Here is a 13,697-nt window from a genome sequence, read left to right as displayed (position 1 = left end):
AGGCATTAGCCAATAGGCAATAGGAGAATGGCAAACGGCAATTAATTCCTATCAGGACCTTACGGTGTGGCAACGCGCTATGGATCTTGCGGTTGAATGTTACGCTCTTACTAAGGAATTTCCGAAGGAAGAGATTTACGGTTTGGTCTCGCAGATAAGGCGAGCATCAGTATCGATCGCGGCAAACATTGCGGAAGGTTATGGGCGAGAGGCCACAGGGGCTTACGTCCATCACTTGAAGATCGCACAAGGTTCACTGAAGGAGTTGGAGACGCATCTGATACTTTCCACGCGGATAGGCATCGTCGCCTTTGAGCAAGTTAAGCCGGCGATGTCCACGAGCGATGAAATCGGAAAGATGCTGAGGTCTCTCATGCGCCGATTGCAAGACGAGCGACCTGGATATGAAAACTAACGATTACACTATTGCCTATTGCCTACCGGCTAATGCCTGCAATAAGCGGAGCGCATTGCAATGACAGAACATAACGTTCGCAACTTCAACATCAATTTCGGTCCGCAGCATCCGGCGGCGCACGGCGTCTTGCGTCTTGTCCTCGAATTGGACGGCGAAATTGTGGAACGCGTCGATCCCCATATCGGCTTGCTGCATCGCGGCACGGAAAAGCTGATCGAATCGAAGACCTACCTTCAGGCCGTTCCTTATTTCGACCGCCTCGACTACGTGGCGCCGATGAACCAGGAACATGCCTATGCGCTGGCCGTCGAGAAGCTGCTCGGTATCGATATCCCGATCCGCGGCCAGCTGATCCGCGTGCTCTACTCGGAAATCGGCCGCATCCTGTCGCATTTGCTGAACGTCACCACGCAGGCCATGGACGTCGGTGCGTTGACGCCGCCGCTCTGGGGCTTCGAAGAGCGCGAAAAGCTGATGGTCTTCTACGAGCGTGCCTCCGGCTCGCGTATGCATGCAGCCTATGTTCGTCCGGGCGGCGTTCACCAGGATCTGCCGGAAAAGCTCGTCCAGGATATCGGTGACTGGTGCGATCCCTTCCTGAAGGCGCTCGACGATATCGACGACCTTCTGACGGGCAACCGCATCTTTAAGCAGCGTAACGTCGATATCGGCGTGGTCTCGCTGGAAGACTGTTGGGCCTGGGGCTTCTCGGGCGTGATGGTCCGCGGCTCCGGCGCTGCCTGGGACCTGCGCAAGGCGCAGCCCTATGAATGCTATTCCGATCTCGAATTCGACATTCCGATCGGCAAGAACGGCGATTGCTACGATCGTTACCTCATCCGCATGATCGAAATGCGCGAATCCGTCCGCATCATGAAGCAGTGCGTCAATCGCTTGCTGGGGGATGCCAGGGTCGGGCCGGTCTCTTCGCTTGACGGCAAGGTCGTGCCGCCGAAGCGCGGCGAGATGAAGCGCTCGATGGAAGCGCTGATCCATCACTTCAAGCTCTACACCGAAGGTTATCACGTGCCGGCCGGCGAGGTTTACGCAGCTGTCGAAGCGCCGAAGGGCGAGTTCGGCGTCTATCTCGTCTCCGACGGTTCCAACAAGCCTTATCGCTGCAAGATCCGTGCGCCGGGCTATGCGCATCTGCAGGCCATGGACTTCATGTGCCGCGGCCATCAGCTCGCCGACGTCGCCGCGGTGCTTGGTTCGCTCGATATCGTGTTCGGTGAGGTGGATCGCTGATGCGAGCCTGGCAGGTCGCTATTCCTTTGATCCTGTTTGCCTGCGGTGCTTCGGCGCAGCAGACGGGCAATGCACAGGCCCTGCCGAACATCAATATGCAGGGTTCGACCGCGATCGGCGGGAAGTCTGCAAAAGGTGGAAACGAGGTACAGGAGAACGTGGATTCCACGATCGCCGGCCTCCTTTCCCGCGGTTACCAAATCAAGGCCGCTGTGCCGAACGGCGGCAAGTTTGTTGTGTTTATGCAGAAAGACCAGTCGGCCTATGCCTGCGAATTCTCGTCCCTGACGAATACGCGGTGTGGGTCCTTAAACTGAGATAAGGCGTGAAAGATGTCCGTTCGTCGACTTGCCGAAGATCAACTCCAGCCTGCCGCCTTCGCCTTCAATGCGGAGAATACGGTTTGGGCTGAAAAGACGATCAAGAAATATCCCGATGGTCGCCAGCAGTCCGCGATCATCCCGCTGATGATGCGTGCGCAGGAGCAGGAAGGCTGGGTCACCAAGGCCGCTATCGAGATGATAGCGGACATGCTTGACATGGCCTATATCCGCGCGCTCGAAGTCGCGACCTTCTACACGCAGTTCCAGCTGCATCCGGTCGGCACGCGCGCGCACGTCCAGGTTTGCGGAACGACGCCCTGCATGCTGCGCGGCGCCGAGGGGCTGATCAAGGTCTGCAAGAGCCGGATCAACGATCACGCTTTCGAGCGCAATGCCGACGGCACGCTCTCCTGGGAAGAAGTCGAATGTCAGGGCGCCTGCGTCAACGCACCGATGGTGGTGATCGGCAAGGATACCTATGAGGATCTGACGCCGGCACGTCTCGAAGAGATCATCGATGCATTCGCCGCAGGCAAGGGCAGTGACGTTCCGACCGGCCCGCAGATCGACCGCGTCTTCTCCGCTCCGGAAGGTGGTCTGACGAGTTTGCTATCGGATGAGGCGAAGGCAAAGGGCGCTGCGGGCAAGGCCAAGACGGCCGCCGAGGCCGTTTCGATCCCGCCGTCCGAAGCAGGTCGCGCCAAGAGCACGGATGCCGAAACCAATCGGAGCCTGAAGACGCCGGCAACGGCGCCGAAGGAAGCAGCCAAGAATGCCAAGGCCGCTGAAACGCAGCCGCTTTCGGGAACCGCAGCGTCCGCAACCGTATCGGAAAAGGCCGGCAGCACCCAGAAGCCGTCGCTGACGGACAAGGATCGTCCCGCCGCGATCGAAAAGCCCGCGCAGCCGGATGATCTGCAGTTGATTTCCGGCGTCGGTCCGAAGATCGAGTCTATCCTGCATGAAATCGGCATCTTCACTTTCGCGCAGGTCGCGAGCTGGAAGAAGGCCGAACGCGAGTGGGTCGACGGCTACCTGAATTTCAGGGGCCGCATCGAACGCGACGACTGGGTCAAGCAGGCTAAGGCACTCGCTAAGGGTGGCGAAGCGGAATATATCAAGGTCTTCGGCAAGAAGCCGCGGTAAGAGGTGAAGCATGTTACAGGATCAGGATCGCATCTTTACCAATATCTACGGCCTCAAGGACAAATCCCTGAAGGGCGCGATGTCGCGCGGCCATTGGGACGGCACGAAGCAAATCCTCGAAAAGGGTCGTGACTGGATCATCAACGAGATGAAGGCTTCCGGCCTTCGCGGTCGCGGCGGCGCAGGCTTCCCGACAGGTCTGAAGTGGTCCTTCATGCCGAAGGAAAGTGACGGCCGTCCGCACTATCTCGTCGTCAACGCCGACGAGTCCGAGCCCGGCACCTGCAAGGACCGCGACATTATGCGCCACGATCCGCATACGCTGATCGAAGGCTGCGTCATCGCCGGTTTCGCCATGGGTGCCAACGCTGCCTACATCTACGTTCGCGGCGAATACATGCGCGAACGCGAAGCCCTTCAGGCAGCGATCGACGAATGCTACGATGCTGGATTGCTGGGCAAAAACAATAAGCTCGGCTGGGACTTTGATGTTTACGTTCATCACGGCGCCGGCGCTTACATCTGCGGCGAGGAAACTGCGCTGCTCGAAAGCCTGGAAGGCAAGAAGGGCCAGCCGCGCCTGAAGCCGCCGTTCCCGGCCAACATGGGTCTCTACGGCTGCCCGACCACCGTCAACAACGTCGAATCCATCGCCGTTGCCCCGACGATCCTGCGCCGCGGCGCAGGCTGGTTCTCCTCCTTCGGCCGTCCGAACAATGTCGGCACGAAGCTGTTCATGCTCTCCGGTCACGTCAACCGTCCCTGCACGGTCGAGGAGACGATGGGCATCACCTTCCGCGAGCTGGTCGAAAAGCATGGCGGCGGTATTCGCGGCGGCTGGGACAACCTGCTTGCTGTCATTCCCGGCGGTGCATCGTGCCCGGTCGTTCCGGCTGCCGACATCATCGATTGCCCGATGGATTTCGACGGCCTGCGCGAAGTCAAGTCGTCCTTCGGCACGGCTGCGGCGATCGTCATGGACAAGTCGACCGACATCATCAAGGCGATCGCCCGCATCTCTGCCTTCTTCAAGCATGAGAGCTGCGGCCAGTGTACGCCGTGCCGCGAAGGCACGGGCTGGATGTGGCGCGTTCTTGAGCGTATGGCACGCGGCAATGCGCAGAAGCGCGAGATCGACATGCTGTTCCAGGTGACGAAGCAGATCGAAGGCCATACTATCTGTGCGCTCGGTGACGCAGCTGCATGGCCGGTGCAGGGTCTGATCCGCAATTTCCGTCCGGAAATTGAAAAGCGCATCGACCAGTACACCGCCAATGCAACGAGCCACGGCGCGGTGCTGGAAGCAGCCGAGTAAGGACCGATGATGGCGAAGATCAAGGATATCAGGCAGGGTAGCGGAGCGACCGATCAAGCATCGGCCGACCTCGGCCGCATCGCCGCCGATATGCTGCGGAATTCGCCAGCCATGCCGATCCATCCGCTGATGGCGCATCCGGCGGCGGCGTTTGCCGCTGCGGCGGCCATAGGCTTCGGCGTTACATCGCAGATCGCCGGCGCGTTCTTCGGTGCGCTTCAGGGGGCGGTCGAGGCGGCAAGCAAGCGTCCCGCCGAGCCTAGCGAAGAGAATGATGTCGTTGCCGCTGCCAAGCCGGTCGTTTCAAAGCTGGCTGCCGTCAAACCGAAGCCTGCGGTCGCAAAGAAGGCCGAACCGAAGCCGGTTGCTGCTGTCGCGATCGTGACGCCGCCCGTCAAGAACAAGGCCCCTGCCAGGAGCAAGGCCAAGGTCGAGGTAGCGGCGCCGGTCGCCGCAAAGCCAGCGCCTGTCCGTAGCCGTAAGGCTGCAGTAAAGGCCGACGACCTCAAGCGCATTTCCGGCATCGGTCCGAAGCTGGAGCAAGTGCTGAACGGACGCGGCATCAAGCACTTCGCCGACATCGCTGCCTGGAGCGAAGCCGATATCGAGCGGATCGATGGAGAGCTCGGCTTCGATGGCCGCATCCGGCGCGATGACTGGGTCGGTCAGGCGAAGGCGCTGCTGCCGAAGGGCCGGAATTGAGTTTTTCCTCGGCTGCATCCGGCGGCCGGGGAGGGTGGGTGAACGCGGTTGAGGTGATTGCGGAGATGTCCGCGATGTTTCGATCGCGAGGCTGGTCTTGCGGGGACAAGATTCGGCAAAGCTTATTGTGAGCGAACCGGTGCCATCAGGCGTTTGAGCCGTTCCGATGGCAATCCGGTTTGCGATCATGAAATTGTCTGCGGCCAGATCGGGCTGGAGACGTGACATAGGACTGAGTGGACGATGGCTAAACTGAAGATTGACGGTAAAGAGATCGAAGTTCCGGATCACTACACGCTTATCCAGGCGTGCGAGGAAGCCGGCGCCGAAGTCCCGCGCTTCTGCTTCCATGAACGACTGTCGGTGGCCGGCAATTGCCGCATGTGCCTTGTCGAGGTGAAGGGCGGCCCGCCGAAGCCGCAGGCATCCTGCGCCATGGGCGTTCGCGATATCCGCGGCGGCCCGAACGGCGAGCTTCCGGAAGTCTTCACCAACACGCCGATGGTCAAGAAGGCCCGCGAAGGCGTGATGGAATTCCTGCTGATCAACCACCCGCTGGATTGCCCGATCTGCGACCAGGGTGGCGAATGCGATCTGCAGGACCAGGCCATGGCCTTCGGTATCGACAGCTCGCGCTATCAGGAAGATAAGCGCGCGGTCGAAGACAAGTATATCGGCCCGCTCGTCAAGACCGTGATGAACCGCTGCATTCACTGCACGCGCTGCGTCCGCTTCACGACGGAAGTCGCCGGCATCTCCGAACTCGGCCTGATCGGCCGCGGTGAGGATGCCGAAATCACCACCTATCTCGAACAGGCGATGACCTCGGAGCTACAGGGCAACGTCGTTGACCTTTGCCCGGTCGGCGCGCTGACCTCGAAGCCCTTCGCCTTCACGGCCCGCCCGTGGGAACTGAACAAGACCGAATCGATCGACGTCATGGACGCGCTCGGTTCCGCCATCCGCGTCGATACGCGCGGCCGCGAAGTCATGCGCGTGCTGCCGAGGGTCAACGAGCAGATCAACGAAGAGTGGATCTCCGACAAGACCCGCTTCATCTGGGACGGCCTGAAGACCCAGCGCCTCGACAAGCCCTATGTCCGCAAGGACGGCCGCCTGCAGCCCGCAAGCTGGGGTGAAGCCTTCGCCGCCATCAAGTCGGCCGTTTCCGCCACCAGCGGCGACAAGATCGGCGCCATCGCCGGCGATCTCGCCTCGGTCGAGGAAATGTACGCTCTCGGCGAACTGCTGAAGTCGCTCGGATCGGAAAATCTCGACTGTCGCCAGGACGGGACGGCGCTTGATACGTCGCTCGGCCGCGCAAGCTACATCTTCAACCCGAGCATCCAGGGTATCGAAGCCGCTGACGCACTGCTGATCGTCGGCGCCAATCCGCGCTTCGAGGCTGCTGTGCTGAATTCGCGCATCCGCAAGCGCTGGCGCCGCGGCAAGTTCCCGATCGGCGTGATCGGTGAAGCTGCCGACCTTCGCTACTCCTATGATTATCTCGGCGCAGGCCCGGATACCCTGGCCGATATTGTCAACGGCTCGCATAGCTTTGCCGATGTCCTGAAGAATGCCGAAAAGCCGATGATCATCATCGGGCAGGGTGCTCTCACCCGCGAAGACGGTGCCGAAGTGCTGGCGAACGCTGCCAAGCTCGCCGCTGCCGTGGGCGTCATCAAGGACGGCTGGAACGGCTTTGCCGTGCTGCATACTGCGGCCTCGCGCGTCGGCGGCCTCGATCTCGGCTTCGTGCCGGGCGCAAAGGGCGTCAATGCCGCTGCCATGCTGTCGTCGATGGACGTCCTCTTCCTGCTCGGCGCCGATGAGCTCGACTTCAGCCGCAAGGGCGCAAAGTTCACTGTCTATATCGGCTCGCACGGCGACAGCGGCGCTCAGGCCGCCGATGTCATCCTTCCGGCGGCTGCATACACCGAAAAGTCGGGCACCTGGGTCAACACCGAAGGTCGCGTCCAGATGGGCAATCGCGCCGGTTTCGCGCCGGGCGATGCCCGCGAGGACTGGGCGATCATCCGTGCCCTTTCCGACGTGCTCGGCCAGAAGCTTCCCTTTGATTCGCTGAGGGAATTGCGCGCGAAGCTCTATGCAGCCTTCCCGCATTTCGCCGGTATCGACGAGATTGCCGAAGCCGATAGCGCCCAAATTGCCGCACTCGCGAAAAAAGCCGGCGCAATGGGCAAATCGGCATTTGCTTCGCCGATCAAAGACTTCTATTTGACGAACCCGATAACGCGCGCATCGGCTGTCATGGCCGAGTGCTCGGCATTGGCCCGCAACAATTTCCGCGTTGCGGCAGAGTAAGGGCAGAGGACTATGGATTCATTCGTTTCGACCTATCTCTGGCCGGCGCTGATCATGATCGGCCAGTCCCTGCTGCTCCTGGTCTGCCTGCTGGTTTTCATCGCCTACATCCTGCTTGCCGACCGTAAGATCTGGGCTGCCGTGCAGCTGCGCCGCGGCCCGAACGTCGTCGGTCCCTTCGGCCTGTTCCAGTCCTTCGCCGACCTGCTGAAGTTCATGTTCAAGGAGCCGATCATCCCGGCCGGCGCCAACAAGACTGTGTTCCTGCTGGCGCCGCTGGTTTCCGTGGTGCTGGCACTCTCCACCTGGGCCGTCGTGCCGGTGGCGCAGAATTGGGTCGTCGCGGACATCAACGTCGGCATCCTCTACATTCTGGCGATCTCGTCGCTGGAAGTTTACGGCATCATCATGGGCGGCTGGGCTTCGAACTCGAAGTATCCGTTCCTCGGCGCGCTGCGCTCGGCAGCACAGATGGTGTCCTACGAAGTCTCGATCGGCCTCGTCATCGTCACCGTGCTGCTCTGCGTCGGCTCGCTGAACCTGACGGATATCGTGCTGTCGCAGCAGACCGGCCTCGGCACCAAGCTCGGCCTGCCGGCCTCGTTCCTCGACTGGCACTGGCTGTCGCTGTTCCCGATGTTCATCGTGTTCTTTATTTCGGCGCTGGCTGAAACCAACCGTCCGCCCTTCGACCTTCCGGAAGCGGAATCGGAGCTGGTTGCCGGCTTTATGGTCGAATACGGCTCTTCGCCCTACATGATGTTCATGCTCGGCGAATATGCGGCCGTCGTCCTGATGTGCTCGCTGACGACGATCCTCTTCCTCGGCGGCTGGTTGCCTCCGGTCGATATCTGGATCCTGAACTGGGTTCCGGGCATCATCTGGTTCCTGCTGAAGTCGTGCCTGGTTTTCTTCATGTTCGCGATGGTCAAGGCCTTCGTGCCGCGCTACCGCTACGACCAGCTCATGCGTCTCGGCTGGAAGGTTTTCCTGCCGCTGTCGCTCGCCATGGTCGTTATCGTTGCATTCGTGCTGAAGCTGACGGGATGGGCGTGATGATGTCTTTCCCCGCTTCTGGCAGTTTTGGAGGTTAAGATGGCCGGTTTGTCCAACACCGTCAGCTCGCTGTTCCTCAAGGAATTCGTCGGCGCATTCTTTTTGTCGATGCGTTACTTCTTCAAGCAGAAGGCGACGATCAACTACCCGTTCGAAAAGGGACCGGTCAGCCCGCGCTTCCGCGGCGAACATGCGCTGCGCCGTTATCCGAACGGCGAAGAGCGCTGCATCGCCTGCAAGCTCTGCGAAGCCATCTGTCCTGCCCAGGCCATTACCATCGAGGCCGGGCCGCGCCGCAACGACGGCACCCGCCGCACGGTGCGTTACGACATCGACATGGTGAAGTGCATCTATTGCGGCTTCTGCCAAGAGGCATGCCCGGTCGACGCCATCGTCGAAGGGCCGAACTTCGAATTTGCCACCGAGACCCGCGAAGAGCTTTACTTCGACAAGACGCGGCTCCTGGACAATGGCGACCGCTGGGAACGCGAAATCGCGCGCAACATCGCGATGGATTCGCCGTACCGCTGAGCGGAGTTTTGAATATGCCGTGACGGGCGGCCACGATTGTCGCCGTCGCGGTTGAAACTAGACCGGGGCTTTGCTGGACTTATCGTCCGGTCGAGCTCCATCGGGCAGGGAAACTCCCGGCTGCCCGGGGGAAGACGAAAAAGGCACCAACATGGGTCTGCAGGCTCTTTTTTTCTATATCTTCGCCTTTGTCGCTGTGGCGTCGGCGTTCATGGTCATCTCGGCGCGGAATCCGGTCCATTCGGTCCTGTTCCTCATCCTAGTATTCTTCAACGCGGCCGGTCTCTTCCTGTTGATGGGGGCTGAATTCCTGGCGATGATCCTGCTGGTCGTTTATGTCGGCGCGGTGGCGGTTCTCTTCCTCTTCGTCGTCATGATGCTCGATATCGACTTCTCCGAGCTCAGGGCAGGCATTCTGGAATATGCTCCGATCGGGGCGCTGATCGGCATCATCCTCGCAGCCGAGCTGATCGTCGTCATCGGCGGCAGTGTGATATCGCCCACTATCGCCAAGTCCGTCGCCATGCCGATACCGGCGCCGGCGACCCGGACGAATACCGCCGCCCTCGGCGACGTGCTCTATACCAACTACGTTTATTTCTTCGAGATCGCCGGCCTTGTGCTGCTGGTCGCGATGATCGGCGCAATCGTGCTGACATTGAAGCATCGTACGCACATCAAGCGCCAGAACATTTCCCAACAGGTCGCCCGCACGCCCGCGACCGCCGTCGAGGTGGTCAAGGTCAAGCCGGGGCAGGGCGTCTGAGGCGAGGCACGAGGATCAAAGGAACAAGAACATGGTCATCGGACTTTCCCATTACCTCACGGTCAGCGCTATCCTCTTCGTGCTCGGCGTTTTCGGTATCTTTCTCAACCGCAAGAACGTCATCATCATCCTGATGTCCGTCGAGCTCATATTGCTCGCGGTCAACATCAACATGGTCGCCTTCTCGTCGTTCCTCAACGACATCGTCGGCCAGGTTTTCGCTCTGTTCATTTTGACTGTCGCCGCCGCCGAGGCTGCCATCGGTCTTGCAATTCTCGTCGTCTTCTACCGTAACCGCGGTTCCATCGCCGTCGAAGACGTCAACATGATGAAGGGCTGATACAGCTATGTTTTTATATAAGGCTATCGTCTTTCTTCCCCTAATCGGCGCGATCATAGCCGGCCTTTTCGGCCGTGCGATCGGCGCCAAGGCTTCGGAATATGTCACCACCGGCCTGATGATCGTCGCTGCGGTTCTGTCCTGGGTCGTCTTTTTCACCGTGGCTCTCGGCCACACGGACGGCGCCATCAAGGTCGAAGTGCTGCGCTGGATCCAGTCCGGCGGCATCGACGCCTCCTGGTCGCTGCGCGTCGATACGCTGACCTCGGTGATGCTGATCGTCGTGAACTCGGTTTCGACCCTGGTTCACGTCTATTCGATCGGATACATGCATCACGATCCGCATCGTCCGCGCTTCTTCGCCTATCTCTCGCTCTTCACCTTCGCCATGCTCATGCTGGTGACCTCCGACAATCTCGCCCAGATGTTCTTCGGCTGGGAAGGCGTCGGTCTGGCCTCCTATCTGCTGATCGGCTTCTGGTTCAAGAAGCCGTCCGCCTCCGCGGCGGCGATCAAGGCCTTCATCGTCAACCGCGTCGGCGACTTTGGTTTCGTGCTCGGCATTGCCGGCGTCTTCGTCCTTTTCGGCTCGATCAATTTCGATGTCATCTTCGGCAATGCGCAGAGCTTTGCTGCGGGGCAGGGCGGTCAGCCGGGCGATATCGTGCTGAACTTCTTGGGCATGCATCTCGATCGCGGCCACGCGCTGACGGCTGTCTGCTTGCTGCTCTTCATGGGCGCAATGGGTAAGTCGGCGCAGTTTCTGCTGCACACCTGGCTGCCGGACGCCATGGAAGGCCCGACGCCGGTGTCCGCACTCATCCATGCCGCAACCATGGTCACCGCCGGCGTCTTCCTCGTCGCCCGCATGTCGCCGATCTTCGAACTGTCGCAGGATGCGCTGACCGTCGTCACCATCATCGGTGCGATCACGGCCTTCTTCGCCGCAACCGTCGGCCTCGTGCAGAATGACATTAAGCGCGTCATCGCCTACTCGACTTGTTCGCAGCTCGGCTACATGTTCGTCGCCCTCGGCGTCGGCGCTTACGGCGCCGCGATCTTCCATCTCTTCACTCACGCCTTCTTCAAGGCGCTGCTCTTCCTTTGCGCCGGCTCGGTCATCCACGCCGTCGACGGCGAGCAGGACATGCGTCATATGGGTGGCCTGCGCCCGCATATCCAGAAGACCTTCTGGATGATGGTTATCGGCACGCTGGCAATCACCGGCGTCGGAATCCCGCTCACGCATATCGGTTTTGCCGGCTTCATCTCGAAGGACGCGATCATCCTGGCCGCCTTCGCCTCGCACAATGCGGCCGCCGGCTTTGCCTTCACGCTGCTCGTCATCGCCGCGATGTTCACCAGCTTCTATTCCTGGCGCCTGATCTTCATGACCTTCTTCGGCAAGCCCCGCGCTTCGCACGAGGTCATGCATCACGTGCATGAATCGCCGAATGTCATGCTGATCCCGCTTTACCTGCTGGCGATCGGCGCCGTCTTCGCCGGCATGTATTTCAATGCCGATTTCGTCGGTCATGCCTATGAGGAATTCTGGAAGCATGCACTGTTCACGCTCCCGGACAACAAGATCCTCGAAGAGATGGAACATGCGCCTCTGTGGGTTGAGCTAAGCCCCTTCATCGCCATGCTCCTCGGCCTCGTCACCGCCTGGTATTTCTATATCCAGTCGCCGGAGACGCCGCGCCGGCTCGCTCAGCAGCAGCGCGTGCTCTACGAGTTCCTTTTGAACAAGTGGTATTTCGACGAACTCTATGACTTCCTCTTTGTCCGCACCGCCAAGGCGCTTGGCCGCTTCCTCTGGCAGAAGGGCGACATCGGGGTCATCGACACCATCGGCCCGAACGGCATTGCCGCCCGCGTCGTCGATGTCACCAACCGCGTCGTGCGCCTGCAGACCGGCTACCTCTATCACTATGCCTTCGCGATGCTGCTCGGCATTGCCGCCCTCGTTACCTGGATGATGCTCGGGAGTTCCCTCTGATGACCGATTGGCCTATTCTTTCAACGGTCACTTTTCTGCCGCTGGTCGGCGTCCTTCTCCTGCTGTTCACGCAGGAGAACGGGGCCAACGGCCGCCGGAATGTCCTGAACATCTCGCTGGCGACGACCATCGTCACCTTCATCGTGTCGCTGTTCGTCTGGATCTGGTTCGACAACGCCAATCCGGGCTTCCAGCTGATCGAAAAGCGTGAGTGGCTCACCGGCGGCATCAGCTATCACATGGGCGTTGACGGCATCTCCATGCTGTTCGTCATTCTCTCGACTTTCCTGATGCCCTTCTGCGTGCTTGCCAGCTGGCTCTCGGTCGAAAAGCGGCTGAAGGACTACATGATCGCCTTCCTCGTCCTCGAGACGATGATGGTCGGCGTGTTCACGTCGCTGGATATCGTGCTGTTCTACGTCTTCTTCGAAGCCGGCCTCATTCCGATGTTCCTGATCATCGGCGTCTGGGGCGGCAAGGATCGCGTCTACGCCAGCTACAAGTTCTTCCTCTACACGCTGCTCGGCTCCGTGCTGATGCTGCTTGCCATCATGGCGATGTACTGGCAGTCCGGCACGACCGATATCCCGACGCTGCTGCAGTACAAGTTCCCGCCGCAGATGCAGACATGGCTATGGCTGGCCTTCTTCGCCTCCTTCGCGGTGAAGATGCCGATGTGGCCGGTTCACACCTGGCTTCCCGACGCGCACGTTCAGGCGCCGACGGCAGGCTCGGTCATCCTCGCAGGCATCCTTCTGAAGCTCGGCGGCTACGGCCTCATCCGCTTTTCGCTCGGCATGTTCCCGAACGCTTCGGAATATTTCGCGCCGCTCGTCTTCGCGCTTTCGGTCATCGCCATCATCTACACCTCGCTGGTCGCGATGATGCAGGATGACATCAAGAAACTGATCGCCTATTCGTCCGTCGCCCACATGGGCTATGTGACCATGGGCATCTTCGCGGCCAACCAGCAGGGTGTCCAGGGAGCGATCTTCCAGATGCTCTCGCATGGCATCGTCTCAGGCGCGCTCTTCCTCTGCGTCGGCGTGATCTACGACCGCACCCATACCCGCGAGATCGCGGCCTATGGCGGCCTGGTCAACAACATGCCGAAATACGCCGTCGCCATGATGGTCTTCACCATGGCCAATGTCGGCCTGCCAGGCACCTCCGGCTTCATCGGCGAATTCCTGACCCTGATCGGCGTCTTCCGCGCCAATACCTGGGTTGCGCTCTTTGCCGCGACCGGCGTGATCCTGTCGGCAGCCTATGCGCTCTGGCTCTATCGCCGCGTCATTTTCGGCGCGCTGGAGAAGGAAAACCTGAAGAAGCTTCTGGATCTGTCGCCGCGTGAACAGCTGATCCTCTATCCGTTGATCGCGCTCACAATCTTCTTCGGCGTCTATCCGGCTCCGATCTTCGATGCCACGGCCGCTTCGGTGGATTTGTTGGTGAACAATTATACCGCTGCCCTGCACGCTGCGCAGAATGTTGCGCTGTCGATGAATTGATGACGGGACCTATT

At 60.3% G+C, this 13,697-nt stretch carries 13 protein-coding genes; all 13 read left to right on the top strand.

All coding sequences use genetic code 11. The annotated features are described in order from the left end of the window. The first annotated feature begins 19 nt into the window (after nucleotides 1–19). The 13 genes from ACPYOP_RS07445 to ACPYOP_RS07385 all read left to right on the top strand — a co-directional run bounded on the left by ACPYOP_RS07445 (nucleotide 20) and on the right by ACPYOP_RS07385 (nucleotide 13,683). Entirely contained in the window at nucleotides 20–415 is a 396-nt protein-coding gene (locus ACPYOP_RS07445) for a four helix bundle protein (protein WP_481409800.1), read from the top strand. Nucleotides 416–475: 60 nt separating this feature from the next. Next, nucleotides 476–1,666: an NADH-quinone oxidoreductase subunit D gene (locus tag ACPYOP_RS07440; protein ID WP_481409746.1), complete on the top strand. Its 1,191-nt coding sequence runs from the start codon at nucleotides 476–478 to the stop codon at nucleotides 1,664–1,666. Further along, entirely contained in the window at nucleotides 1,666–1,983 is a 318-nt protein-coding gene (locus ACPYOP_RS07435) for a hypothetical protein (protein WP_481409745.1), read from the top strand. The genes ACPYOP_RS07440 and ACPYOP_RS07435 overlap by 1 nt, the downstream gene beginning before the upstream one ends. Before the next feature lie 15 nt (nucleotides 1,984–1,998). Then, the gene (locus tag ACPYOP_RS07430) at nucleotides 1,999–3,135 is read left to right on the top strand and encodes an NADH-quinone oxidoreductase subunit E (RefSeq protein ID WP_481409744.1); all 1,137 of its coding nucleotides are present in this window, start codon (nucleotides 1,999–2,001) and stop codon (nucleotides 3,133–3,135) included. 10 nt (nucleotides 3,136–3,145) lie between these two features. Continuing rightward, entirely contained in the window at nucleotides 3,146–4,450 is a 1,305-nt protein-coding gene (gene nuoF / locus ACPYOP_RS07425) for an NADH-quinone oxidoreductase subunit NuoF (protein WP_149636600.1), read from the top strand. A gap of 6 nt (nucleotides 4,451–4,456) precedes the next feature. Next, entirely contained in the window at nucleotides 4,457–5,152 is a 696-nt protein-coding gene (locus ACPYOP_RS07420) for a 5' DNA nuclease (RefSeq protein WP_481409743.1), read from the top strand. Nucleotides 5,153–5,395: 243 nt separating this feature from the next. Then, nucleotides 5,396–7,477 carry an NADH-quinone oxidoreductase subunit NuoG gene (gene nuoG, locus ACPYOP_RS07415; protein ID WP_481409742.1) on the top strand — a complete coding sequence of 694 codons (2,082 nt, stop codon included), beginning with the start codon at nucleotides 5,396–5,398 and terminating at the stop codon, nucleotides 7,475–7,477. A gap of 12 nt (nucleotides 7,478–7,489) precedes the next feature. After that, complete coding sequence (nuoH, locus tag ACPYOP_RS07410) at nucleotides 7,490–8,533, top strand: NADH-quinone oxidoreductase subunit NuoH (RefSeq protein ID WP_092710914.1); 1,044 nt, start codon at nucleotides 7,490–7,492, stop codon at nucleotides 8,531–8,533. A 39-nt stretch (nucleotides 8,534–8,572) separates the two neighbouring features. Continuing rightward, nucleotides 8,573–9,064, top strand: a complete 492-nt coding sequence (nuoI, locus tag ACPYOP_RS07405) for an NADH-quinone oxidoreductase subunit NuoI (RefSeq protein ID WP_481409741.1) — start codon at nucleotides 8,573–8,575, stop codon at nucleotides 9,062–9,064. Between the two features lie 151 nt (nucleotides 9,065–9,215). Then, complete coding sequence (locus ACPYOP_RS07400) at nucleotides 9,216–9,830, top strand: NADH-quinone oxidoreductase subunit J (RefSeq protein ID WP_481409740.1); 615 nt, start codon at nucleotides 9,216–9,218, stop codon at nucleotides 9,828–9,830. A gap of 31 nt (nucleotides 9,831–9,861) precedes the next feature. Next, a complete protein-coding gene (nuoK, locus tag ACPYOP_RS07395; RefSeq protein ID WP_034507513.1) occupies nucleotides 9,862–10,170 on the top strand; it encodes an NADH-quinone oxidoreductase subunit NuoK in 309 nt (102 codons plus the stop codon). 7 nt (nucleotides 10,171–10,177) lie between these two features. Further along, nucleotides 10,178–12,172 carry an NADH-quinone oxidoreductase subunit L gene (gene nuoL / locus ACPYOP_RS07390; protein WP_481409739.1) on the top strand — a complete coding sequence of 665 codons (1,995 nt, stop codon included), beginning with the start codon at nucleotides 10,178–10,180 and terminating at the stop codon, nucleotides 12,170–12,172. Beyond that, a complete protein-coding gene (locus ACPYOP_RS07385) occupies nucleotides 12,172–13,683 on the top strand; it encodes an NADH-quinone oxidoreductase subunit M (RefSeq protein WP_481409738.1) in 1,512 nt (503 codons plus the stop codon). The genes nuoL and ACPYOP_RS07385 overlap by 1 nt, the downstream gene beginning before the upstream one ends. Nucleotides 13,684–13,697 lie beyond the last annotated feature (14 nt).

This window comes from Rhizobium sp. KNZ2-6A, assembly GCF_056755475.1.
This window is presented reverse-complemented; position numbering and strand designations above follow the sequence as displayed.